This window comes from Streptococcus sp. HMSC076C08 (assembly GCF_001810825.1).
Classification (GTDB): Bacteria; Bacillota; Bacilli; order Lactobacillales; family Streptococcaceae; genus Streptococcus.
This window is the reverse complement of record NZ_KV802731.1, coordinates 73,357-96,706: the sequence shown is the minus strand read 5'-3', so window position 1 is coordinate 96,706 and position 23,350 is coordinate 73,357. Positions and strand designations below refer to the sequence as shown.

Below are 23,350 nucleotides of genomic sequence, written 5' to 3'. Positions count from 1 at the left end.
TGTAAGCTTGAGTCAATCCGCATCAGCAAGCTCAAGTCAATCAGCTTCAGCTAGCGCCAGTGAGTCAGCATCTGTAAGCTCAAGCCAATCTGTGTCAGTGAGCGCCAGCGAATCCGCTTCAACAAGTACTTCAACTTCTGCAAGTATGCTAGCAGCCGAGTTAGCATTGGAAAGTGCTTCGATCTCAGCAAGTACATCAGTGAGCGAATCTACTTCAACGAGCGCATCACTCTCAGCTAGCATGTTAGCCAGCGAATCGATTCTAGAAAGTGCTTCGGTTTCAGCAAGCATGTCAGCGAGCGAGTCAACGTCGATTAGCACTAGTCTTTCGACTTCAGATTCTATTAGTAGATCTGCGTCAGCAAGTGCTCTGGTATCTACTTCAACAAGCACCTCTCTCTCAATGGCCAGCATTGCAAGCCAAGGTCAATCCGCTTCAAGCAAGCCGAAACAAGTCTTGCCAAATACAGGAGCGTCGACTTCGGTAGCATCTGCTTTATTGGGAGCATTGACAGCTGTGACAGGTATCGGCCTTCTTGCCAAGAAGAGTCAGAATGACGATCAAGAAAGTCATTGATAAGATATAAAAATCAATGAATAAATAGTGAAATGGAAAACCTTTGAAAACATGATTTTTCAAAGGTTTTTTCTATATGCGAGAAGGGGAAAATCCTCTTTTGAGTTTGAAATAAACTAGGGGAAAAGGTATAATAGGAAGGTGAGATAATCATCGAAAAAATCAGAATTATAGTAGAAGAAAAGTAGCCAAAAGAATGTGAAAAGAAAAGGGGACGAAATGAAAAAAGAGCTTCAAAAAGCCATTGTACTCGGTGGTGATAATGCTTATATGGACAAGATTGAGACAACAATCAAGTCAATCTGCGCCCATAATCGAGCAGTGACTTTTTATGTTTTCAATGATGATTTGCCATCTGAATGGTTTCAGCTCATGGAGAGACGTTTAGAACCTATAGCCTCAAAAATCGTCAATGTCAAGATTAGTCATCAAGGTTTGAAAGAGTATAGTTTGCCACTAGCTCACTTAAGTTATGCAACTTTCTTTCGTTATTTTATTCCTCAGTTTGTTAGCGAAGATCTAGCCTTGTATCTAGATTCGGATATTATCGTTAGATCAAACCTAGATCAACTCTTTTTAGAAGATATGGCAGACTGGCCAGTAGCTGCTGTCGCAGATGCGCTAGTTCCTAGCACTTTTAATGCAGGTGTCTTGCTGATTAATGTGGCTCTCTGGCGTCAAGAAAAGGTGACGGAGCACTTGTTGAGCTTGACAGACCAACTGCATGATCAAGTTTTTGGCGATCAGGGCGTGTTAAATCACCTGTTTGAAGGTCGTTGGAAATCGCTGCCAGCTACCTATAATTTTATGGTTGGTATGGATACAGTGGCTCGAAATTATCAGATGGATTCTTGGTATAGGGATTCTCTTGCTACTGAGAAGACAGCCCAGATTATCCATTATACAGGGGACAAGCCTTGGTACCAAATCAACCTCAACCGTTTTAGGGAGGACTGGTGGTTTTACTACGGACTAGAGTGGTCTGATATTGTCATGAAAAAATGTGATTTCCATAAAGGATTGGCATCTTTAGTTCAAGCTCCCCAGTATGCGACCGCTATTTTTACCAATACGTGTCACATAGAGCAAATCGAACACCTGATCCAAGAATTGCCCGATGTAGAGTTCTCTATCCTAGCTCATACCAATTTTGCGCCGGAAATCATGAACTTGCAATCGTATCTGAATGTACGACTCTATCCTTACTTTAATCCCATGAATGTCAAAAAAGTCTTGGAAAAGATTGACTTTTACTTGGATATCAATCATGAGGATGAAATTGCAAACATTATCCAAGAGGTGCAGCAAAGAGAAATCCCTATATTTGCTTTTGAAACCACTAGTCATGACTCGAGTGGTTACAGTCACGTATACTCACCAGCAGCCGTAGATCAAATGATCGAGTCTATCCGCACGCTTTTGGAATCAAAGAAGCAGTCGTTGTAAACTGAAGGAAACTAAATGAAAAAAACAATTGTTCTCGCAGGAGATTATGCCTATATTCGCCAGATTGAAACAGCGCTCAAGTCTCTCTGCTACCATAATAGCCATGTCAAGGTCTATATCTTTAATCAGGATATTCCTCAGGAGTGGTTCCGCGCTCTCAGACCGATAGTAGAGCAAATGGGCGGTGAATTAGTGGATGTCAAGATGCTTGGCGCCCAGTTTCAGATGAACTGGAGCAACAAACTGCCCCATATCAATCATATGACCTTTGCCCGTTACTTTATTCCTGATTTTGTCGAAGAGGACAAGGTTCTTTACTTGGACAGTGATTTGGTAGTGACAGCTGATTTGACGGCTCTCTTTGAAATGGACTTAGGAGAAAACTACCTGGCTGCCGCGCCATCTTGTTTTGGAGTTGGGGTTGGTTTTAATGCAGGTGTACTCTTGATCAATAACAAAAAATGGCGGGCAGAATCTGTGAGACAAGAGCTAGTTGAGTTGACGGAGCGGGAACACCAACATGTGAGTGAAGGAGACCAGTCCATCCTCAATATGCTCTTTCATGACAGCTATGCTCCTCTGGATCAGAACTATAATTTCCAGATTGGTTTTGATAGTGGGGCTGCCTCACATGGACATGAGTTCATCTTCCAGATTCCCCTAGAGCCCCTGCCAGCCATCTTGCATTTCCTTTCTCAAGACAAACCTTGGAACACTCATTCGGTTGGGCGTTTGCGTGAGGTTTGGTGGTACTATCATCTGATGGAGTGGTCGGTCATTACTGAAAAATGGCGTCAGGCTGGAATTGACTATCCAGTCACAGTCTATCAGCCAGCTATGTCTTGTGTTAATTTGACTAACTCCTGGCATCTTGAGAAAATCGACTATCTGGTTCAAGCCTTGCCAGAGGTGCATTTCTACATTGCAGCCTATACGACGATGGCACCGGAACTCATGCTCTTGTCACGTTTTGAAAATGTGACTCTCTATCCCAACACCTTTCCCCTCTTGGTTGAGAAACTGATCCAGCAGGCAGATGTCTACCTTGATATTAACCACGATGACAAGTTGAGTGTTGTTTATGACTATATTTCACGCTTTGAGAAACCAATCTTGACTTTTGACAATACCCAGTCGCGGGAACTGCCTGAAAGTGCCTATGCAGGTATTTTCTCAGCAGAAAGACCAGAAGAAATGGTGGCTACTTTGAAGGCTTATCTGAACGAGAAAACTCATGAAAACTGAGATAGAGATTTGAATGTGCTAAGATAAAAAGGCTGGATTGGCCTCGTGTGACAGGACAGAAAGATAAAATGAAAAGGAGGAGCTAGTGAAAGAATTTCGTTCATCAATAGCGGTAAAAAAAGGGATGCGCACCCTGTTTTTGCTCTTTATTTATGTGCTCGGGAGTCGTCTGGCTCTTCCTTTTGTTGATCTCAATAGTCGGGATTTTCTCGGAGGAAGCGCAGCCTATCTGGACTTTTCAGTAGCCCTGACTGGTGGAAATCTTCGCAGCCTCTCTCTCTTTTCCATCGGGCTTTCACCTTGGATGTCAGCTATGATCTTGTGGCAGATGTTTTCCTTTTCAAAGAAACTGGGCTTAAACTCAGTTTCTTCGGAAGTTCAGGATAGACGGAAAATGTACTTGACGTTAGGGATTGCCTTGATTCAGGCCTTGGCCTTGACTACAAACCTCCCTGTCCAAGCTCCCTACAATCCCTTCTTGGTCTTTCTCCTCAATACCAGCCTTTTGGTTGCGGGGACCTTCTTCTTAGTTTGGCTGTCAGACATCAATGCGTCTATCGGAGTTGGAGGCCCAATCGTTATTTTATTGGCGAGTATGGTGGCTTCACTCCCTCAGGACATCATCCAATCGGTCCAAGTTCATAAGATATCTCCTCGGCTGCTTTTCCTATTGGTAGTGCTTGGTGTCCTCTTTACCTATCTCGTCGTTCTCTTTTTCAGAGCTAGATACCGCATCCCTATCAATAAAATCGGGCTTCATTCTCGCTTTAAACGCTATTCCTATCTGGAAATCATGCTCAATCCTGCAGGTGGCATGCCTTATATGTATGTGATGAGTCTCATGGGCTTGCCTTCTTATCTCTTGATCTTGCTTCAACATCTGGATAAGGGCAATCCGCTCTACCCTGCCATACTGGAGCAGTATGCGATGGGGAAACCCTTGTGGATCTACGCTTATATCCTGATCCTCTTTGTCTTTAGCATTGCCTTTGCCTTTATCAATGTGAGTGGTCAACAGATCGCAGATCGGATGAAGGAATCAGGAGATTACATCTACGGGGTCTATCCTGGTGAGGATACCAGTCGCTTTATTAATCGCTTGGTTCTGCGATTTGCTCTGATAGGTGCAGTCTTTAACGTTACCTTGGCTGGACTTCCGATCTTGTTTGTCTTGAAGGATGAGAGTCTGTTAAAAGTCAGCATGATTCCTGGACTCTTTTTAATTTTGAGTGGTATGTTGTTTACGATTCACGATGAACTGCAGGCGCTCCGACTAAATGAAAGGTATCGGCCACTATTCTAGGAGGTTTTGATGTATTACTTTATCCCAGCTTGGTATGGCAAGGAGCGTCCCTGGCATGCTGATTTGACACCCTGGTATTTTTCTCATTTTAAGCTAGAATTTGATGACACCTTCAATCAGATTCGTCTGATGCAACACCAAGGGATTCCTGCACAGATCCTCCTTTTGTCCTATCAGCCTCATCTTCGCTATTTTCTCCATCGCCAAGGTATTTTAGAAGTACAGGTCGATTCCCTTTTTGATGAATTACAGGATTTTCACGAGATTCGATCACAGGTCTTGCAGGTCAGAGATATTGAGTGGGAAGAGGACTGCGAGTTTGTTTACAGTCCCTTTACTATTCTGGTGCTGAAGAATGGCAAGCCCTATGCTCAGGTGGAGCATGGGATAGAAGGTTTCATCAGTACGATTCAGTATTTCAAGGAAAATGGGCTCTTGTCCGCCAACTACCTGATGGATGATCGGGGGTTTGTCTCCAGTGTCATTTACTACGAAGATGGTCAGGCTCTCTACCAAGACTACCTCAATCCCAAGGGACTGTGGCAGTTTAGAGAGTATTTGCAAGATGGGGGCCGTATCGAGGTCAATCCTATCTTTGCTTTTCGCTTCCAAAAAAAGGCTTACCGAGATATGGGAGATTTGATTGCGGAGTTTTTTGAGAAGAAAATAGCTCAACTCCCTGAGGAAGGAGCGACCTATTTTCTGCCTGCATGTGACCAGCACAATGCTTTCCTTTTAGCTCGATTGCCTCACCAAACCACCAAGGTTCTCAGTCTTTTTATCGGACGAAATCCTCAAGAGCAATTACCTCAGTTGGCAGGTCTGCTGGATAAGGTGGATCTTGTTCTAGTCGACAGAGAGGACACCTTGCGCTTGGCTCAGTCTGTCTTTCCAGAACAAGCAACGAAGTTTCGTCATTTATCGCCTTTCGATACCCGCTTGGAGCTGGGAAAGAGTCAGACTCGGAAGGAGTCAATCCTCTACTATCAACTGGACTTTGAGCAGGGGATAGAGGCCCAAGCGCTCTATCAGGTCTTGCATTTCCTTTCTGAAAACAAGGATACGGAGTTGGTCTTTGGAGCCTTTGCTGCTAGTCAAGAAGAAATGAAACAGCTGGAAATACGTGTTTCTGAGATGGTTGCAGAGCAGTTTCAAGACCAGGAACTGGAGAAGGAAGTTGATTACCAAGGAGCTGAAAATCCGCTTGAGGACAATCGCCATCAGAGCAAGCGCTATTCGTTTGTCAATATGAAGGATGAATCGGAGTTAATCAAGCAGCTGGAATTTGTTCGTTTGATTGTCGATTTGAACAGTCAGCCTCTTCTTTATACTCAGATCGCGGGGATTAGTGCTGGTATCCCTCAAATCAATAGGGTCAAAACAGAGTATGTCAGCCATCAGAAGAATGGCTATCTGTTGGAAAATACTGCCGATTTTGCTCAAGCTGCCCATTACTATCTCGATAGCCTGCAGGTGTGGAATGATTCTCTGATCCATTCCATCGAAAAGATAAAGGAACACACTGGGGAGCAATTCCTGATCAAGCTAGAAAAGTGGTTGGAGGAGGTGACTCATGGAAAAGAAATATAAGATCTTGCAAATCGGTCCAGAGGATTGGCGAGATGCACTTGCCCTACCAGCCCAACTAGACTGGTATCATGTTCCTCCCAACACACCGTCTGCCATCCAGGAAATCATGGATGAGAATGATCTAGATCACTTTCATGCTGTCATTCTCACGGATGGGGCTTATCTAGTAGATTTGTTGCCTTTTGCATCTAGCTTGGAACCCTATACGGTTTTCTATCCAGAACAGTTTACAAGTCAGGATAAAAACATTCAGAACCTCATCAAACAGCACTGCATGCAAGCGATGGACCTGTCAGACCGACAGGGCTTTGTTCGAGACCTCTCCACCTCTCTCTTTGAAGGTGGTTATGGGGACAAGCTGAGTCCAGCTACGATACGGATTCACCCGAGTTTCCAAGGCTCTATCTCTTATCAAGGATTTGAATATCTGGAGCTGGAAGGAGACTTTGGCAAGACCTATACCCAGCTAGTCTCTTGGGCCTATAATCAGTCTGTCCAAGCCCATTCGCCAATCGAACTCTGGCTCGAATATGAAAAGAGTGGACCAGTGGACTTGCGCTTGCGTTTGCGAAAAATCCCAGCAGGATCCGTTTCAGAGATTAGACAGGACATTCTCTTTGAGGAAGCAGACTTTGCCTCAGCAATCATAGTGGAGCAAGACTATGATGCTTATCTGAGCATTTCTCTTGAAGCGCGTGGTCAAGGGAAGGTCAACATCGGCAATCTCCACCAACGCTGGAGCCGGAAACAGTTTGGAAAATTTGTTCTCGGAGGCAATATCCTGCATGACAAAAAACGTGAGGAAATCAACTATTTCTTTCACCCAGGGGATTTCAAGCCACCTCTAGCGGTCTATTTCTCAGGTTATCGTCCGGCGGAAGGTTTTGAGGGTTACTGGATGATGAAGAATCTCCAATGCCCCTTTCTCCTCTTTTCGGACCCTCGATTAGAAGGAGGAGCCTTTTACCTAGGAACTGGGGAGTTGGAAGACAGCATACAAGCAACAATCCAACACTATCTGGACTATCTAGGCTTGGATAGAAGTGACTTGATCCTATCTGGGCTGTCAATGGGAACCTTCCCAGCCCTCTACTACGGAGCCTACTTTGAACCCAAGGGGATTGTAGTCGGAAAACCCTTGACCAATCTAGGAACCATCGCACAGCGGGGCCGACTAGAGGCGCCAGGAGTCTTTCCAACTAGCTTTGATGTCTTGCACCTTCAGACTGGAGGAGTGAGTCAGAAAGACATGAAGGACTTGGATCAACGTTTTTGGACCCGATTTGAACAAGCTGATTTTTCCCAGACGACCTTTGGTCTTTCTTACATGAAGGACGAGGATATGGATAGTGGTGCCTATGACCAGCTAGTGGAGACTCTTTGCCAGACAGGAGCTAAGATTTTGTCCAAAGGGACAGCAGGTCGACACAATGATGATACAGGAACAAACGTTGCCTGGTTTATTCATTTTTACAAGATGATACTAGAAGAATACGGAAGAGGTGAGACATGATTATCATCAAGAGAGAGGATATTAGGTGGGGCGAGATGGGAGCCACTTATCTTTACGGGAGCCAGATCACCCATCATGCGGACGGTCATGTTACACTGAAAAACCCTTTGCTGGCTTCAGGTGAAACCCTTAAAACCTGGTATTCTAGTGTCAACTACCAGGCTACTAGAAGTCAACCTAGCCTCCCTCTTCTCAAGAAAAATTACATCTACCGTCTATCTATGAAGATGCAGGTTCAACCGGCCAATGGCCTCTATCTCAAACTGACCTTTTTAAACCGTTATGAAGAAATTATCGAGGAGAAGATTGAAAGACAATTTTCCTTTAGCTTCACCTATCCTGAAACGGCCTACACCTATCGCCTTTCCTTGATTAGTGCAGGTTTTGAGGCTCTTGACTTTGTTTCGTTTTCTATTAAGGAGGATGCTGTTGTTTAATCGTTTGTATCAAGAAAGACAACTGAGAAAGGTCAAGAAACTTTTAAGCCAAATCAACGCCCTCAAAGAAGAGATGGCAGCTCTCCGTGATGAGGAAATGGCTACAAAGACAGAGGAGTTTCGCCAGCGCCTTGCTCAGGGAGCAACCTTGGATGAGCTATTGGTAGAAGCCTATGCCCTTGTTCGTGAGGCCGATAAACGGGTCTTGGGTCTCTTTCCCTATGATGTGCAAGTCATGGGAGCCATTGTGATCCACCAAGGAAATGTGGCTGAGATGAATACGGGTGAAGGCAAGACCTTGACTGCAACCATGCCCCTCTACCTCAATGCCCTAACGGGAAAAGGCAGCATGCTGGTCACGACCAATGACTATCTGGCTAGACGGGATGCAAGCGAAATGGGCCCAGTTTACCAATTTTTAGGTCTAACTGTCGGTCTGCCCTTTTCAGAGGATCCAAAAGAGGACTTGACTGCCGAAGAGAAAAGAAAGATCTACACCTCAGACATCGTCTACACGACCAATAGTGTCCTGGGCTTTGACTATCTCAACGACAATCTTGCCTCAACTCGTGAGGGGAAATTCCTGCCTCCCTTTAACTATGTTATCATCGATGAAATCGATGACATTCTACTCGATAGTGCCCAAACTCCCTTGATTATCGCAGGTTCTCCCCGCGTCCAGTCTAACTATTATGGGATGATTGATACCCTAGTGACGACCTTGGTTGACGGAGAAGACTACATCTACAAGGAAGAAAAAGACCAAGTTTGGTTGACCCGAAAGGGGGCCCAGACGGTTGAAGGATTCCTAGGAATCGATCATCTCTACAAGGAAGAGTACGCCAGTTATGTTCGGCATCTAGTCTATGCTCTCAGAGCTCATACGCTCTTTACCAAGGACAAGGACTACCTGGTTCGAGGGCAAGAAATGGTCTTGTTAGACAAGGGAACAGGGCGCTTGATGGAAATGACCAAGCTTCAAGGCGGTCTCCATCAAGCCATCGAAGCCAAGGAACATGTGAAGCTTTCTCCTGAAACCAGAGCCATGGCTTCAATCACCTACCAGAGTCTCTTTAAAATGTTTCGCAAAATCTCAGGTATGACAGGAACGGGAAAGGTTGCAGAAAAAGAGTTTTTCGAAACCTACAATATGGCTGTCATTCGCATCCCAACCAATCGCCCACTTAGGCGAATAGACCATCCGGACAATCTCTATGTGACCCTCCCTGAGAAAGTCTATGCCTCTCTCGAAGCTATCAAGACCTACCACGCCAAAGGCAATCCACTCCTGATCTTTGTCGGTTCTGTTGAAATGTCCCAGCTATACTCATCCTTGCTCTTGCGAGAGGGGATTTCCCACAATGTCCTCAATGCCAATCATGCGGCGCGTGAAGCCCAAATCATCGCAGAGTCTGGACAGATAGGGACAGTAACCGTTGCGACTTCTATGGCAGGTCGAGGGACAGATATCAAACTCGGTCCAGGAGTCGCAGAATTGGGTGGTCTGATTGTGATTGGTACCGAGCGGATGGAGAGCCGACGGATTGACCTGCAAATCAGAGGTCGTTCTGGCCGCCAGGGTGATCCAGGAATGTCTCAATTTTTCGTGTCGCTTGAAGATGATGTGATCAAAAAGTTTGGACCGTCTTGGGTTCACGACCTGTATCAAGACTACCAAGTGGAAGATATTAGCAAACCCATCCTACTTAAGGCTCGCAAGTACCGCAACCTCGTCAGAAAAGCCCAAGAGGCTAGTGATAGTGCCAGTCGCTCAGCGCGCAGACAAACCTTAGAGTATGCGGAAAGTGTCAATATCCAGCGCCAAATGGTCTACAAAGAAAGAGATCGTTTGCTGGATGGGAGCCGTGATTTAGAGCATATCCTTGAGGATATATTGGCAGACTATACCAAACAAATCTCAGAAAAAGCCTATAGTAGCCCCCAAGAGCTCTTTCACTTCATCGTGACCAATATTAGCTTTGGGATGAGAGAATTACCAGCTGATTTGGATTTAGCTGATGCAGATCAGATTCGGGAGTTGATAGAGGAAATAATAGCCAAGGAAATCGCGGCTAAAAAGGAACTTCTTCAATCTCACCAGCTCTATGATTCTTTTCTGAGAATATCTATGCTCAAGGCTATTGATGACAACTGGGTTGAGCAAGTCGACTACCTGCAACAGCTCAGTCTAGCAATCGGGAGCCAGTCTGCTTCTCAAAAGAACCCTATCGTGGAGTACTATCAGGAGGCCTATGCTGGCTTTGAAACCATGAAGCAACAAATCCGTACAGATATGGTACGCAATCTTCTCATGGGGATTGTGGAAGTAACGCCCAAAGGTGAGATTCTCACCCATTTTCCATAAAAAGAGGATCATATGACAATTTACAATATAAATCTAGGAATCGGTTGGGCGAGCAGCGGTGTCGAATATGCCCAGGCCTACCGAGCAGGGATTTTTAGAAGTTTAGACCTAGCATCTAAGTTTATCTTTACAGACTTGATTTTAGCGGACAATATTCAGCATTTAACGGCCAATATCGGCTTTGCGGATGATCAGGTAATCTGGCTTTACAATCATTTTACAGATATCAGGCTAGCACCGACCAGTGTTACAGTTGATGAGGTCTTAGCCTCTTTCGGTGGCCTTGAGAGTCATAGGGAGCAGGATGGCAAGATTTTGCGTGTCTACTTTTCTGACGAGGACAAGTTTGTGACCTGCTACTTGGTAGACTCGGCTAAGAATCTAGTACAACATGCAGAGTATGTATTTGGGGGGAACTTGATTCGCAAGGATTATTTCTCCTACACACGCTACTGTACAGAATATTTCGCGCCCAAAGACCAAGTGGCTAGACTCTATCAACGAAGCTTTTTCAATGAAGATGGCAGCACCGCTTACGATATCTTGCTGACTGAAGGACAGGAAGAGGTCTATCGATTTAAGGACCGGATTCTGTACGGAAAGCCAGCTCTTATGCGCTATTTTATGCAAAGTTTGAACTTGAGCAAGTCTGATCTGGTCATCTTGGACAGGGAAACAGGGATTGGTCAGGCTGTTTTTGAAGAAGCACAGAAGGCCCATCTAGCAGTTGTCGTCCACGCAGAGCACTATAGTGAAAATGCTAGTAACGAAGACTATCTCCTTTGGAACAACTACTATGAGTATCAGTTTACAAATGCGGACAAGGTCGATTGCTTTATCGTGTCTACGGATCGGCAGAAGGAAGTTCTCGAAGGTCAATTTGCCCAGTACAGTCAGCATCGTCCACGAATCGTCACGATTCCAGTTGGGAGCATTGATCAGCTGACGGAGCCTGCTAGGGAACGCAAGCCCTTTTCTCTCATTACTGCTTCGCGTTTGGCCAAGGAAAAACACATCGACTGGCTCGTCAAGGCGGTTATCCAAGCAAATCAAGTCCTTCCAGAGCTTACCCTTGACATTTATGGCAGTGGGGGTGAAGAGTCCCTTTTAAGGGAAATCATCATGGCTCACCAAGCGGAGAACTATATCCAGCTCAAAGGGCATGCAGACCTGGCTCAGATCTATCCCCAGTACGAGGTCTATCTGACAGCCTCAACCAGTGAAGGCTTTGGTCTGACCTTGATGGAGGCAGTTGGTTCAGGCTTGCCCCTGATTGGTTTTAATGTGCCTTATGGCAACCAGACCTTTATCCAGGACGGTCAAAATGGCTACTTGATTCCAAGTTCGGATGACCATGTTGAAATGGAAATTAAAAGGGCCTTCGCGGAAAAGATCTGCCAGCTCTATCAGGAAAATCATTTGCCAGCTATGCGAACAGCATCTTATGACCTAGCGAGAGAATTTTTAACAGATAAGGTAAGGGACAAGTGGAAGAAAACGATAGAGGAGGTCCTGCATGATTCAACTATTTGATCAATATGGCCAGGAAAGCCGAGATTTACATGAAAGTCTAGAAGTTGCTGGTCTGTCCTATGTCACGGTTGTGATCGAGCCAGATGGCTTTCTCCCAGATGGGATTCTTTCTCCCTTTACCTACTATTTAGGTTACGAGTTGGGAAAAGCTCTTTATTTCAACCAAGTAGCCGTACCTGAGTTTTGGGAGATTGCGGGCAATAACCAGTCGGCGCATATCCTAGAGGATTCTCGGGAGAGGGGCGTGATTCGCTATGTGGATGCTCCTCAGGCCCGTCTGGTCAAGCAAGTCGACTGGAAGGACCTATCCGGTCGCATCTACCAAGCAGACCACTATAACCGATACGGAGCCTGCTTTGCCAAGACCACCTATAGTGCAGATGGACAGGCTATCCTGACCAAGTACCAGGATGCAAAGGGACAGGAAATTGTACTAGAAAACCATGTGACAGGCGATATCCTCCTAACCTTGCCCGGACAAGCCCTGCGCCATTTTAAAAATCGAGTGGAGTTCACGATCTTCTTTTTGCAAGACTTGGGAATCGACACTCGCCACCTTCTCTTTAACACACTCGCCACCTCTTTCTTGGTCTCATACCATTATCCAGACAAGACTGGACAGGATATCTTAGTTTGGCAAGAACCGCTAGATGATTGTCTTCCTGGGAATATGCAGCTGCTCTTGGAGCAAGAGGGGCTGAGAGCCAAGCAGATCCTCATACCAGACAAGGCTACCTATGAAAAGGCCTTGGCCTTGACCAACCCAGCCTATCATGACAAGTTTGTCCATCTAGGTTATCATTATCAGTTCAAAAGAGAAAACTTCGTTCGACCAGATGCCTTGATCGTTACCAACTCAGATCAGATCGAGCATATCGAAACCCTGATTGAATCCTTGCAAATGGTGACCTTCCGAATCGCGGCAGTGACTGAAATGTCGTCCAAGTTGCTGACCTTGCTTTCCTATCCCAATGTCGTTCTCTATCAAAACGCCAGTCCGCAAAAGATTCGAGAACTCTATCAGCTGTCTGACCTCTATCTAGACATCAATTACGGAAACGAGCTTTTGGATGCTGTCCGTCAAGCCTTCGAGCACAATATGCTCATCCTAGCCTTTGATCAGACAGCTCATAACAGATCTTACACAGCTCCAGAACACCTCTTTGATGTGCAGGCTGTTGGAGACATGATTGCGAAGATTCAAGAAGCTCTCAGCAGTCTTGACAAGATGGGCCAAGCCCTTGAACATCAAGGTCGTCATGCCAACTATGTGGACTTGGCTACTTACCAAGAGAGGATGGAAAGGATAATAGAGGAAGGACATGACTAAAAAAGATTTATTTTACAAGGATGTCGAAGGACGCATGGAAGAGTTAAAGCAAGGAGCGCTTAAGAAAGAAAAGCCTAGCCGAGGAGAAAAGATCAGTAAAATCTTCTCCATTTTACTCGGCTTGCTCATCCTTCTTACCCTGATCTTTACATTATTAGGAATCTTGAGGTGAAAATGATGGAAGTTTTGATGATTATAGGCATAATCCTAGCCGTCGCCTTGGTTGTCCTGGTTCTCATCCAACCTCGCCAAAGCCAACTCTTTTCCATGGATGCGACCAGCAATATCGGAAAACCAGTCTACTGGCAGAACAACCGCTTGGTAAAAATGGTGACCCTCTTGATTAGCCTAGCCTTGTTTGTCTTGCTCCTCGTTTTTATGTTGGTGACCTATCAGTAAGAACACGGTACCATTCACAGATAAAGGATACTAGAGACGGGGAAAATACATCTAACCGGAGGATAAAATGGAAAAACAAATAAATGAAAAAATTATCGAAATTGTGCATCAAGCCAACGATATGATTCCAGTTGAGTGGGATGATTTGTATATTGTAATCGAGATGGACAAGACCTATAGTGGTGAAGCATATTTTTATTTTAAATGTAAAAATCACTATCATTACCATCTTGAAATGCCAGAAGATTTTGGTCTATCGATGATGGATGTTTTAAGCGAAAACAAGGTTTTATTTAAAAAATCAGAAGATCTGAAAAGAGTGTTTATTGAAAATGACTTGGCAGATTGGTATATTTGTATCATCCATTTGGATGAAAATAACAAGCTTTCAGTAGAATATGACTACGCTCCATGGTTGAAAAGTAATTTTGGACCAACTGCTCGAATGAACTTTTTCAGATATCAATTTCTAGGATTTGAACCAAGAAACGAAAAAGAACTAGAACAGTTCAAAGCTATGGAAGCCTTCCAGAAGGAACATAATGGGAAATAGTTTGCTTGGATAAGAAGAATAAAATCAGATTAGTGAGGTAATTCAATGGTGAAATTTTCAAAAATAGATCAACAACTGGAAAAAGATCTTAAACAAGCAGTTCGTAATGCTGCCAAGCGATTGAAATTTAAATCAAGAAGTAAAAATGTTTTTGATAAGGTAGGAGACTATTTCGTACATTACATGATTGATATTAATTTCCCCGATAATAAGTTTCGCCTAATCATTCGTCCTTATATCAAGCCATATATTTTTGATGATATCTTTTGGGAAGTTTTTGATATGGCGAGCAATTCGCAGGAACCCATGAGTCTTCGAGCAGTAGGAGCCTTTACGGTTCATGACTTATCATTACCCTATAAGGTAGTTAGAGAAGACTGGACGATGGAGAATCTTGACTTAGAAAAGGTTGAAACCAAGGTTTTCGAGGGGCTCTCAGAAGTGCATGAAGAAGTCATAAAACTAATTAGTGGGTTCGCAAGTTTTGAAGATTTTTATGCTTACACAGTTGAGAATGGACCAAGGATTGCCGGCTATGATCTAATAGGGATGCTTTTAATGATCCACCGGGAACAATACCAAGAAGCACTTCAAATGGCAGAAGGCTTGATCGCAAAACGAGATTTCGGAGACTTCCAAAATAAGAGTAAATGGATTAATGAATATATCGTTGATTATTGTAAAGAAAAACTCAAGGCGGATTAGGAAGTCTAGATCCCATGCTTGTCCTTAAATGTATAAACCAAACCGGAGGAACATATGGAAAAACAGATTAATGAGAAAGTGATGGAAATTGCTCAGAGTGTCCATAAGACTATACCTGTAGCTTGGAAAATCTTTTTATTAATATTACCCTGACTTTTGATGGTGGAGAAGTCTACTATTTCTTCAACGAAGAAGGAAAAAGTGACTATATTTATAATCTTTTTATTCCCAAGAAGTATAAGTTGCCTAATTCAGAATTTAGAGAAAATGAAAGACGCACCTTCAAATTAGCTTGGGAATTGAGAGAAATCTTTAAAAATGAAGAGCAGGCTTTATGGACAACATGTGTTATAAAGATTATTGGTGCAAAATTGACTGCTACATTTGACTACGCACCTTGGTTCGAGAGTGGGTTTACCTCAGGCCAACAAATGGATTTTTTTGAATACAAATACCTTGGCAAGCAGCCGGCTAACGAAAAAGAACTAGAACAGTTCAAAGCTATGGAAGCCTTCCAGAAGGAACTTAATGTAAAATAGTTTGAACTGATAAACGGCCACCCTCGAGGTGGTCTTTTATTGTTTTCCAAACGCTAGTCATAGGGTTTATGGTATACTAGTAGGACAGTTTATCTATGGGATAAGAGACTGATTTCATACAAGTCAAAAGGGAAAGGTCAGAAATGTGCGCCTTTTCCTGAAAGAAACTAGAAAGAGAAAGAGATGTTTTTAGGAAGACGTCGGATATTTTTTAACCAATACTATGATAAAGCAATCTATTATGATCGCAAAACCCACGAACTTTTGGAGGCACCAAAGAGCAAGCTCTTGGATACAGAAAAGTCTAGTAGGATGAATCGCCATATCCCCCTATTGGTAGTTCTCTTCTTATCAAGTGGTAGTGGGTTGATTTCCTTCTTCCGCTTGTTTATACAAGGAACCTATACCATGTCTACCTTCTGGAGTGTTCTTCTCATTTGGTTAGGGCAGTTTGCTTTCATCACCATCCTTGTTGAACGCGCCTTGTATCGAAATGTCAACAGGGCTCAGGTGACTACTCAAACTATTTGTCTGGCGCTTATGGAAAAGTCAGAGGAAACAAAGGAAGCTGAGGCAGAGATGAGTGAAAAAGATAGTCGCAACGCTACACGCTGGATAAGAGCATTGCTTTCTCTGGTTCCCTTGGTTGGATTTTTCTATGCCTATAATTTTATTTGGAATTACCAAGAGAGGTTGGGCACTCCCATCGGAGGAGAGATTATCAAGATTATCCTAACAGGACTTTTATTAGGCTTGACATTTGTTCTTTATAACCAAAACAATTTACCCAGAATATTTGATATCCTGGACCGCTTTTATGCTAGAAAACTGAGCCTCATCTGCCGAGCGGATGACAATCCAGATGTCTATCTGGAAGTGAGTATGGGGACGGATGAAGAATTTGTTATCAAGGAAGTGCAGAAGGACTAAGATCTTTTTTTGAAAGAATGAGATAGAAAGAGGTAGAGTATGTTTTTTCTGAGACGTCGTCGGGTTTTTATCGGAGAATGCGATGGTCAGGCGGTTTACTATGACCAAAAGACTGGGGAGGCCTTGGCTGCTCCAAAGAGTGTTTTACTCAATACGGAAGGTGCTTATAAGACCAATGCTTACATTCCTGAAATGGTTATTTTTCTGATGGCAGGTGGACCTGGTCTCTATGGCCTCCTTTCAGCCTTGGATATTGGTGTCTATAATTGGACCAGTTTGAGCTATGTGTTACTATTGTGGCTGGCTGAGTTTCTATTGTTTACCGCAATTCTTGAGCGAGGACTTTATAAAAATGTGCGCAAGGCTCAGCCAACAACGGAGAAGGTCTTTTACTATGCAGTGTCACATAATTTGATGGTAAGGGACGAACACTTTGATCCAGCTGAGGCATCTGCTACGATCTATCGAATCACTCGTTACATCATACTTGCCTTTGTTATCTATCTTTTGTATGTTTTTTACGACTGTACTCAAAAATTTGGGCAACTGATCGAACGCGGCTATGATTTTTGGGGAGCAGGTATAATGTTTTTCGTGCTCTTTTTGTTGTACAACCAAAACAATCCCGTTCGTTTTGTAAAGATTATGAAGCTCTACAGCCAAGGGAAAATCTTGTTCAAGAAAGAACCGGAGAGCGAAACGTGTAACTAGGTGTTAGAGAACAGTCAAATCCCAGAAAGTGAGTGCTGTATCTTTAACGAAGCGAGGTGTAGCTGCTACGATAGTTGCTATGTGATGGCCTCCTCAAATGGAAGATTATCAAGGATATACGGCGTTTTGCCAGATGAAATTTGGAGATGAAAAATGAAAGACATCCGTATTTTCGGTGCAGACTTTGAAAGAAGTAAGCGAATTGTGACCCAGGGGGATTTTGCTCTGACCGCAGGGATGCCCAACCCCATTCATATGGGCATCATCAACCGCCTCTTTACAGTGATTATTCTTGGATTTTGCTTTTCAGGGATTCTGATCTATGGCGTATTAATCGGGATACCAGAGTTTATCAGTGTAGATAGCGATGTTCATATCATTTCTCTGGAAGCAGGACTGCTGATTCATAACATGAGTAGCTTTCTAAAGCCCTTTAATCTGACGGTATATGTGATATCCTATCTAGGAATGGTGCTTGTTTTTTGGCCCAAAAAACGTTTGACTAGCCAGCTTTGGACCTACTTTCCCTTCTACTTTGCCATGTCCATTTGCGCTTTCATATCAGGACTGTACTTTGCCAGTGCAGTGGCCTATGATGCTTATACATGGCTGGGCTTCTGGCTTGAGCTTGGGATAGGTATGGCTCTCTTTTTCTGGATTATTCTCAATAGTATCCAGAATCTCAAGCGCAGACTAAATGATCAAGAGGAAAAGTCAATCCTCAAGCAGCTAGTCAGAATTCTCGCTGGAACCACGGCAGTTCTCTTTCCAGTTTCGCTGGTCTATCATCTGCTGTATCAAGTCCCTCTTCAGTGGTATTTCTACATTTTAGGCTTGTTTTTGCCGATTTGGTTTGTTATTGGAGCTCATTTTATCGCCTTTATGTTCAATGTCCATATCTTTCAAGCCTACTATATCCACAAATACCCAGAAGAGTATAAGGTTTATTTAAAGATATCAGACCGAGAATGGTATAGCAAACGATACTATAAAAAGCTAGTTGAAAGTGGACAGTTGCAGGAAGAGACAATGTGAGGAAATCGGTTTTCCTATATAAAATAGAGGTTATTTATGAAAATAAATGATGACGTTATTAAAAGTTTGATTTCACTCCCCTTTTTAAAGAAAAGCAGAGAAACGACTGTTCCCATCAAACAGATAAAGAAACTGCAAGAAGCGGAGAAGAATATTAATAGTTTAAAATGGGAGAATTTTGTATTAGAGAAAGATGGTGATTTTAGTGTCTATCTTTTTAAAAACCAGAGTGACATTTATAAGCACTGGAACTCACTGGGAATTAGCGCAAAAGAGGAAATAATTCCTGAAATTGAAGCACGATTAGATAACTTGATCGGGGAAGGTAAACTGGTAGCATCCATGAAAGATCAGATTCTATTTGATATCATTGGCATAGCTAGGTACCTGACCATTAAAAAAGAGGTTCCCCAAGCTGAGTCAACATTTTATGATGATTTGTATGCTTTATATCAAGCAGGCTATATCCCTTGCGGTTATGCGGGAGAAAAGTATAAAGTCTTCTAGCTTGGATTGTTACGAAAGTTAATCTTACTGATGAAATAGTATGTGATTTTTTAAGTATGGCTAGCCGTGTTAGGGATTCATGTTTTCCAGAAAATATCCCTATCTTGATGATTCAAAGGAGAATGGTCAAACAAGCTGTCCTCCCAAATCCAAAACAAAAGAACCTCAGAGGACTTCCTCTGAGGTTCTTTGCGTTCTAGTTTCCATATTTCTGGTAAAAATCGACCTTGACTTGGATAAAGGTTTCGGCTTCGCGTAGTAGCTGCAAGAGGGTGGCACGGGTTTCAAACTCCTCACGTGTTTTAGGGAGACTCCGATTGCGGAAGACTTGCAGATAGCGTTCGATGTCATCAAGTAGGTCATGAGCAGGATTGGTCTGGCTTAGCTGGGCAGCAATCTTAGAAAAGAGCTGGGCCAAGATCAAACTCTCACTTGCGGCCAGATGACAGGTATTGATCTGCTGGGCCATATTTCGCAGGATACGACTTTGTTGCTGTCTCATCTCAAAGTAGTGGATGTGGTAGTCCGTCTGGTGAAAGAGGTGATCCGAGTGATCCAGGTAGACCAGTTTGAGAGCTTCATCGAGGAGCTTGTCTAATTGGTCAACGAGTTGGGCTTGATTGCGCCCGTCTCCTCTTGACAGATAGTATTTAAAGCGAAGCAGGATGTCTTTTAACTTTTCCTCGACCTGAAGGTGGTAGCTTTGGATGGCTTTCTCACGAGAGGGCATATAAAGGTTGACCAATAGAGCAAAGCTTGTCCCGATGAGAAAGAGGAGCACTTCATTGAGCAAGAGAGCTGGAGAAGTAGATTCCTGTACCAAGAGATGACCGACCAAGACACTGCTAGGGGTGATGCCGATTTCCCAGCCCATTTTGTAAGAAAGAGGGACATAGAGAGCCAGATAGAGGCCCAGACTCCAAATGTGAAAGCCCGTCAGCTGAAAGGCTAGAACACCGATAGCGAGCGCTAGGAGCATAGAAAAGAGGCGGTTACGTGCTAATTTCAGCGTGCTTCTGCGCGTGTCGGAGAGGCTTAAGAGAGCGATAATTCCAGCTGAAACTGCTGATGATAAATCTAAAAAATAAGCGAGAAAACAAGCGAGACAGGTCGCTAAGACCAGTTTGGTCGTACGTTGAGTGAGGGACATGAAAATTTCCTAAACTAATAGAATCAAGTATTTAACGAGGAGTCAGAGACTAGGGGCGAAGTTTTCGGTTTGTAGCATACTCGGCAACCGCTGTAAAGAGGACATCTGTTGAAGAGTTCAGGGCTGTTTCGCAGGAGTCTTGAACGACACCGATCACAAAACCGACTCCGACAACCTGCATAGCCAAGTCGTTGGAAATCCCAAAGAGGCTACAAGCGACAGGAATAAGGAGAAGGGATCCCCCAGCGATCCCAGAGGCCCCACAGGCAGAAATGGCAGCCACGACACTGAGCACAAATGCTGTCCCAAAGTCTACCGAGATTCCGAGTGTATTGACCGCAGCCAGGGTCAGGATGTTAATGGTAACGGCAGCGCCAGCCATATTGATGGTCGAACCAAGCGGGATGGAGACAGAGTAGGTGTCAGGATTCAGTCCCAAGTCTTGGCAGAGTTTCATATTGACAGGGATATTTGCAGCAGAGCTACGAGTGAAAAAAGCTGTAATGCCACTAACACGTAGGCATTTCAAAACAAGGGGATAGGGATTTTTCCTCATAAAGAGAAAGGCGATGAGCGGGTTGACGATGAGAGCAACAAAGGCCATGGTAGCAATCAAGAGTCCTAGGAGGACACCGTAGTTAGCCAGACTGGCAATGCCCTTGTCAGAGATGGTCTTAAACACCAAGCCTAAAATCCCAAAGGGTGCTAGATTGATAATCCATTCCACGATTTTAGAGGTGACATCCGCCATGGTTTTCAGCAATTCTTTACTATGTTTACTTGCCTCTCTCATAGCCAGACCAAAGACGACTGCCCAAGAGAGAATTCCGATATAATTGGCCTCAACAATGGCATTCAAGGGATTGTCCACCAGTTTGAGCAAGAGGTTGCTGAGGACTTGACCGATACCGTCAGGAGCAGCAACTTCTGTATTTGCACTGGTCAGGGTGATTTGAACAGGTAGTAAGAAACTAGCTAGAACGGCCATCAATGCAGCAGCAAAGGTTCCAAGCAAGTATAGGAAAATAACCGTCTTCATATTGGTGTTTTGCCCCTTTTGGTGCTGGGAAAGGGCATTGGCAACAAGAGCAAAAACTAGAATAGGAGCGCTAGCTTTCAGTCCGCCTACAAAGAGATCTCCAAGCAGACCAATTCCTGTAAGGTTTGGAAAGAGCATCCCCAATGTCGCTCCAAAAATCATTCCAATAAGGATTCGTTTGATGAGGCTTGCCTTGGTCCAGGCTCTAATGATTCGTTTCATAGCAGTCTCCTTCAAATGTATTGTTTATAATTATAGTATAAATATGCTATAGAGGCAAGTGATATTTTGAAAAAAGGGCCGATAATTGAATAATTATGAAAGAAAAGAGAAGGACGATTTTATGGTATAATAGGAAAAAGGAGTTTTATATGCAAGATTTTTTTCAACGCTATTTTGATAAACTTGATTTAACAACCATATTAGAGAATCTCTTGACCAAGGTGATTTCTCTTTTGATTTTGTTTTTACTATTTTATATAGCTAAAAAGATGCTTCATGCGACTGTACGAAAGATTGTCAAGCCCTCACTTAAATTTTCAAATCGAGATGCAGGAAGGCAAAAGACCATCTCGCGTTTGCTGGAGAATGTCTTTAACTACATTCTTTATTTCTTCTTGCTCTACTGTATCCTGTCTATTTTAGGACTGCCAGTTTCTAGCCTCCTTGCTGGTGCGGGGATTGCTGGGGTGGCCATTGGTATGGGGGCGCAAGGCTTTCTATCTGATGTCATCAATGGCTTCTTCATTCTTTTTGAACGCCAGCTTGATGTGGGTGATGAAGTCGTTCTCACAAATGGACCGATTACCGTTTCTGGAAAGGTCGTTAGCGTAGGGATCCGTACAACGCAACTGCGAGGTGATGATCAAGCCCTTCACTTTGTTCCCAATCGCAATATCACCGTCGTCAGCAATCTATCTCGTACTGAATAGGCCGGCTATTTTAGCAGATTTATGGTACAATAGAAGGAGTTTGGTAAAGGAGAGAGTATGCTATTTGTAGAGAAAAAATTAGGTCACGATTGTACATGGATAGATCTTGATGTAGACAAGATCAAAAACATGGAAGACCTTTCGGATGTCTATGGATTGGACAAGGAAACTATCGAGTATGCTCTGGATAGAAATGAGCGTGCCCACATGGACTATCACCGTGAAACGGGAACGGTAACCTTCATTTATAATGTTCTTGATTTAGAAAAAGATAAAGAATATTATGAAGCGATTCCGATGACCTTTATCGTTGAAAAACAACGGCTGATTACAATTAGCAATCACAAGAATAGTTATGTGATTAAACGTATGGCAACCTACCTTGAAAGCCATGAAGTTGTTTCAATCTACAAATTTCTTTTTGCCAGTTTAGAGATTATAAGTAATGCTTACTATCCAGTGATTGAAGAGATGGATAAAGGTAAGGATGAAATCAGTGCACTTCTTCGTCAAAAAACAACTAAAAAAAATCTTTTTGCCCTCTCTGACTTGGAAACTGGTATGGTTTACCTGACAGCAGCTGCCAAACAAAATCGTCTCCTCTTGGAACATATCCAAGGGCATGCTCTTTATCGCAATTTTAATGAGGTTGAAAGAGAGCAGTTTGACGATGCCATGATTGAAGCGCACCAGTTGGTTTCGATGACAGACTTGATTTCTCAAGTTTTGCAACAACTCTCAGCCTCTTACAACAACATCCTAAATAATAATCTAAATGATAATTTGACAACTTTGACCATTATCTCAGTCTTACTAGCTATCCTTGCGGTTATTACAGGATTCTTCGGAATGAATGTTCCCTTACCGTTTGCAGATGAACCAAATGCTTGGATTTATATTTTGATAGCTAGTCTCATTTTATGGGTAGTCTTAGCCCAATATTTAAAGAATATTGCTAGAAATTAAAAAGAAAAGGAGCCAGAATGGCGATTGAAAATTACATGCCAGATTTTGCTGTGGAAGCAGTTTATGATCTGACAGTCCCAAGTCTGCAGGCGCAGGGGATCAAGGCTGTTTTGGTCGATTTGGACAATACCCTCATTGCTTGGAACAACCCTGATGGGACGCCAGAGATGAAGCAATGGCTACATGACCTTCGTGATGCAGGTATTCGCATCATTGTTGTTTCAAATAATACCAAAAAACGGGTACAACGCGCAGTTGAGAAGTTTGGGATTGATTACGTTTATTGGGCCTTGAAGCCTTTCACTTTTGGGATTGACCGTGCCATGAAGGAATTCCACTATGAGAAAAATGAAGTGGTCATGGTCGGCGACCAACTTATGACGGATATACGAGCAGCTCACCGTGCAGGTATTCGCTCGATCTTGGTCAAGCCCTTGGTCCAACATGACTCTATCAAAACGCAGATTAACCGAGTTCGCGAGCGCCGTGTCATGCGAAAAATCACTGAAAAGTACGGACCGATTACATATAAAAAAGGAATCTAA

Annotated in this window: 23 protein-coding genes and 1 pseudogene; 22 read left to right on the top strand and 2 right to left on the bottom strand. The window is 43.4% G+C overall.

The window, feature by feature from the left end:
- From HMPREF2766_RS10260 to HMPREF2766_RS04795, 19 genes and pseudogenes are all read left to right on the top strand, one after another.
- The coding region (locus tag HMPREF2766_RS10260) for an LPXTG cell wall anchor domain-containing protein (protein ID WP_261676403.1) at positions 1-577 on the top strand (577 nt) is incomplete at its 5' end.
- 219 nt (positions 578-796) lie between these two features.
- A complete protein-coding gene (locus HMPREF2766_RS04880) occupies positions 797-2,023 on the top strand; it encodes a glycosyltransferase (RefSeq protein WP_070568069.1) in 1,227 nt (408 codons plus the stop codon).
- Positions 2,024-2,038: 15 nt separating this feature from the next.
- Positions 2,039-3,268 carry a glycosyltransferase gene (locus HMPREF2766_RS04875; protein ID WP_000751403.1) on the top strand — a complete coding sequence of 410 codons (1,230 nt, stop codon included), beginning with the start codon at positions 2,039-2,041 and terminating at the stop codon, positions 3,266-3,268.
- A gap of 85 nt (positions 3,269-3,353) precedes the next feature.
- Positions 3,354-4,571 (top strand): accessory Sec system protein translocase subunit SecY2, encoded by a 1,218-nt coding sequence (gene secY2, locus HMPREF2766_RS04870; protein ID WP_070568066.1) that lies wholly within the window; start codon positions 3,354-3,356, stop codon positions 4,569-4,571.
- 9 nt (positions 4,572-4,580) lie between these two features.
- Positions 4,581-6,161, top strand: coding sequence for an accessory Sec system protein Asp1 (asp1, locus tag HMPREF2766_RS04865; protein ID WP_070568064.1), 1,581 nt, complete (start codon positions 4,581-4,583; stop codon positions 6,159-6,161).
- Positions 6,145-7,674, top strand: a complete 1,530-nt coding sequence (gene asp2, locus HMPREF2766_RS04860; RefSeq protein ID WP_070568062.1) for an accessory Sec system protein Asp2 — start codon at positions 6,145-6,147, stop codon at positions 7,672-7,674. The genes asp1 and asp2 overlap by 17 nt, the downstream gene beginning before the upstream one ends.
- A complete protein-coding gene (asp3, locus tag HMPREF2766_RS04855) occupies positions 7,671-8,111 on the top strand; it encodes an accessory Sec system protein Asp3 (protein ID WP_070568059.1) in 441 nt (146 codons plus the stop codon). Before asp2 ends, asp3 begins: the two co-directional genes overlap by 4 nt.
- Positions 8,104-10,476, top strand: coding sequence for an accessory Sec system translocase SecA2 (gene secA2, locus HMPREF2766_RS04850; RefSeq protein WP_070568056.1), 2,373 nt, complete (start codon positions 8,104-8,106; stop codon positions 10,474-10,476). Before asp3 ends, secA2 begins: the two co-directional genes overlap by 8 nt.
- Positions 10,477-10,488: 12 nt before the next feature.
- Entirely contained in the window at positions 10,489-12,009 is a 1,521-nt protein-coding gene (gene gtfA, locus HMPREF2766_RS04845; protein ID WP_070568053.1) for an accessory Sec system glycosyltransferase GtfA, read from the top strand.
- The gene (gene gtfB, locus HMPREF2766_RS04840) at positions 11,993-13,339 is read left to right on the top strand and encodes an accessory Sec system glycosylation chaperone GtfB (protein WP_070568050.1); all 1,347 of its coding nucleotides are present in this window, start codon (positions 11,993-11,995) and stop codon (positions 13,337-13,339) included. The genes gtfA and gtfB overlap by 17 nt, the downstream gene beginning before the upstream one ends.
- Positions 13,332-13,511: an accessory Sec system protein Asp4 gene (gene asp4, locus HMPREF2766_RS04835; RefSeq protein ID WP_000161922.1), complete on the top strand. Its 180-nt coding sequence runs from the start codon at positions 13,332-13,334 to the stop codon at positions 13,509-13,511. The genes gtfB and asp4 overlap by 8 nt, the downstream gene beginning before the upstream one ends.
- Before the next feature lie 5 nt (positions 13,512-13,516).
- Positions 13,517-13,738: an accessory Sec system protein Asp5 gene (locus tag HMPREF2766_RS04830; protein ID WP_373878911.1), complete on the top strand. Its 222-nt coding sequence runs from the start codon at positions 13,517-13,519 to the stop codon at positions 13,736-13,738.
- 67 nt (positions 13,739-13,805) lie between these two features.
- Positions 13,806-14,291: an immunity protein YezG family protein gene (locus HMPREF2766_RS04825; RefSeq protein ID WP_070568048.1), complete on the top strand. Its 486-nt coding sequence runs from the start codon at positions 13,806-13,808 to the stop codon at positions 14,289-14,291.
- Between the two features lie 45 nt (positions 14,292-14,336).
- Positions 14,337-14,996: a hypothetical protein gene (locus tag HMPREF2766_RS04820; RefSeq protein WP_070568047.1), complete on the top strand. Its 660-nt coding sequence runs from the start codon at positions 14,337-14,339 to the stop codon at positions 14,994-14,996.
- Positions 14,997-15,050: 54 nt separating this feature from the next.
- Positions 15,051-15,535: pseudogene (locus HMPREF2766_RS04815) on the top strand (immunity protein YezG family protein).
- Between the two features lie 183 nt (positions 15,536-15,718).
- Positions 15,719-16,465, top strand: a complete 747-nt coding sequence (locus HMPREF2766_RS04810) for a hypothetical protein (RefSeq protein ID WP_180364432.1) — start codon at positions 15,719-15,721, stop codon at positions 16,463-16,465.
- Between the two features lie 39 nt (positions 16,466-16,504).
- A complete protein-coding gene (locus HMPREF2766_RS04805) occupies positions 16,505-17,176 on the top strand; it encodes a hypothetical protein (RefSeq protein ID WP_070568043.1) in 672 nt (223 codons plus the stop codon).
- Positions 17,177-17,329: 153 nt separating this feature from the next.
- A complete protein-coding gene (locus HMPREF2766_RS04800; protein WP_070568040.1) occupies positions 17,330-18,211 on the top strand; it encodes a beta-carotene 15,15'-monooxygenase in 882 nt (293 codons plus the stop codon).
- A gap of 36 nt (positions 18,212-18,247) precedes the next feature.
- The gene (locus tag HMPREF2766_RS04795) at positions 18,248-18,718 is read left to right on the top strand and encodes a hypothetical protein (protein ID WP_070568037.1); all 471 of its coding nucleotides are present in this window, start codon (positions 18,248-18,250) and stop codon (positions 18,716-18,718) included.
- 196 nt (positions 18,719-18,914) lie between these two features.
- Here HMPREF2766_RS04795 and HMPREF2766_RS04790 read toward each other — a convergent pair whose 3' ends face one another.
- A complete protein-coding gene (locus tag HMPREF2766_RS04790) occupies positions 18,915-19,868 on the bottom strand; it encodes an aromatic acid exporter family protein (protein WP_070568035.1) in 954 nt (317 codons plus the stop codon).
- A gap of 49 nt (positions 19,869-19,917) precedes the next feature.
- Complete coding sequence (gene sstT, locus HMPREF2766_RS04785) at positions 19,918-21,129, bottom strand: serine/threonine transporter SstT (RefSeq protein ID WP_070568032.1); 1,212 nt, start codon at positions 21,127-21,129, stop codon at positions 19,918-19,920.
- Between the two features lie 149 nt (positions 21,130-21,278).
- Here sstT and HMPREF2766_RS04780 point away from each other — a divergent pair, with 149 nt between their 5' ends.
- Genes HMPREF2766_RS04780 through HMPREF2766_RS04770 form a run of 3 tightly spaced genes read left to right on the top strand, consistent with a single transcriptional unit; the run spans position 21,279 to position 23,350 of the window.
- The gene (locus HMPREF2766_RS04780; RefSeq protein ID WP_001150569.1) at positions 21,279-21,839 is read left to right on the top strand and encodes a mechanosensitive ion channel family protein; all 561 of its coding nucleotides are present in this window, start codon (positions 21,279-21,281) and stop codon (positions 21,837-21,839) included.
- A 57-nt stretch (positions 21,840-21,896) separates the two neighbouring features.
- Positions 21,897-22,805 (top strand): magnesium transporter CorA family protein, encoded by a 909-nt coding sequence (locus HMPREF2766_RS04775; RefSeq protein WP_033630303.1) that lies wholly within the window; start codon positions 21,897-21,899, stop codon positions 22,803-22,805.
- Positions 22,806-22,822: 17 nt separating this feature from the next.
- Positions 22,823-23,350 carry a YqeG family HAD IIIA-type phosphatase gene (locus HMPREF2766_RS04770; protein WP_000963745.1) on the top strand — a complete coding sequence of 176 codons (528 nt, stop codon included), beginning with the start codon at positions 22,823-22,825 and terminating at the stop codon, positions 23,348-23,350.

Bases quoted from the DNA above. Each gene is read 5' to 3' on its own strand.
- sstT (WP_070568032.1), bottom strand. From the start codon at position 21,129: ATGAAACGAATCATTAGAGCCTGGACCAAGGCAAGCCTCATCAAACGA.
- HMPREF2766_RS04875 (WP_000751403.1), top strand. From the start codon at position 2,039: ATGAAAAAAACAATTGTTCTCGCAGGAGATTATGCCTATATTCGCCAG.
- HMPREF2766_RS04820 (WP_070568047.1), top strand. From the start codon at position 14,337: ATGGTGAAATTTTCAAAAATAGATCAACAACTGGAAAAAGATCTTAAA.
- HMPREF2766_RS04830 (WP_373878911.1), top strand. From the start codon at position 13,517: ATGGAAGTTTTGATGATTATAGGCATAATCCTAGCCGTCGCCTTGGTT.
- asp3 (WP_070568059.1), top strand. From the start codon at position 7,671: ATGATTATCATCAAGAGAGAGGATATTAGGTGGGGCGAGATGGGAGCC.
- gtfB (WP_070568050.1), top strand. From the start codon at position 11,993: ATGATTCAACTATTTGATCAATATGGCCAGGAAAGCCGAGATTTACAT.
- HMPREF2766_RS04795 (WP_070568037.1), top strand. From the start codon at position 18,248: ATGAAAATAAATGATGACGTTATTAAAAGTTTGATTTCACTCCCCTTT.
- HMPREF2766_RS04880 (WP_070568069.1), top strand. From the start codon at position 797: ATGAAAAAAGAGCTTCAAAAAGCCATTGTACTCGGTGGTGATAATGCT.
- HMPREF2766_RS04800 (WP_070568040.1), top strand. From the start codon at position 17,330: ATGAAAGACATCCGTATTTTCGGTGCAGACTTTGAAAGAAGTAAGCGA.
- HMPREF2766_RS04805 (WP_070568043.1), top strand. From the start codon at position 16,505: ATGTTTTTTCTGAGACGTCGTCGGGTTTTTATCGGAGAATGCGATGGT.
- HMPREF2766_RS04770 (WP_000963745.1), top strand. From the start codon at position 22,823: ATGGCGATTGAAAATTACATGCCAGATTTTGCTGTGGAAGCAGTTTAT.
- asp1 (WP_070568064.1), top strand. From the start codon at position 4,581: ATGTATTACTTTATCCCAGCTTGGTATGGCAAGGAGCGTCCCTGGCAT.
- HMPREF2766_RS04775 (WP_033630303.1), top strand. From the start codon at position 21,897: ATGCTATTTGTAGAGAAAAAATTAGGTCACGATTGTACATGGATAGAT.
- HMPREF2766_RS04810 (WP_180364432.1), top strand. From the start codon at position 15,719: ATGTTTTTAGGAAGACGTCGGATATTTTTTAACCAATACTATGATAAA.
- asp4 (WP_000161922.1), top strand. From the start codon at position 13,332: ATGACTAAAAAAGATTTATTTTACAAGGATGTCGAAGGACGCATGGAA.
- HMPREF2766_RS04825 (WP_070568048.1), top strand. From the start codon at position 13,806: ATGGAAAAACAAATAAATGAAAAAATTATCGAAATTGTGCATCAAGCC.
- HMPREF2766_RS04780 (WP_001150569.1), top strand. From the start codon at position 21,279: ATGCAAGATTTTTTTCAACGCTATTTTGATAAACTTGATTTAACAACC.
- gtfA (WP_070568053.1), top strand. From the start codon at position 10,489: ATGACAATTTACAATATAAATCTAGGAATCGGTTGGGCGAGCAGCGGT.
- HMPREF2766_RS04790 (WP_070568035.1), bottom strand. From the start codon at position 19,868: ATGTCCCTCACTCAACGTACGACCAAACTGGTCTTAGCGACCTGTCTC.
- asp2 (WP_070568062.1), top strand. From the start codon at position 6,145: ATGGAAAAGAAATATAAGATCTTGCAAATCGGTCCAGAGGATTGGCGA.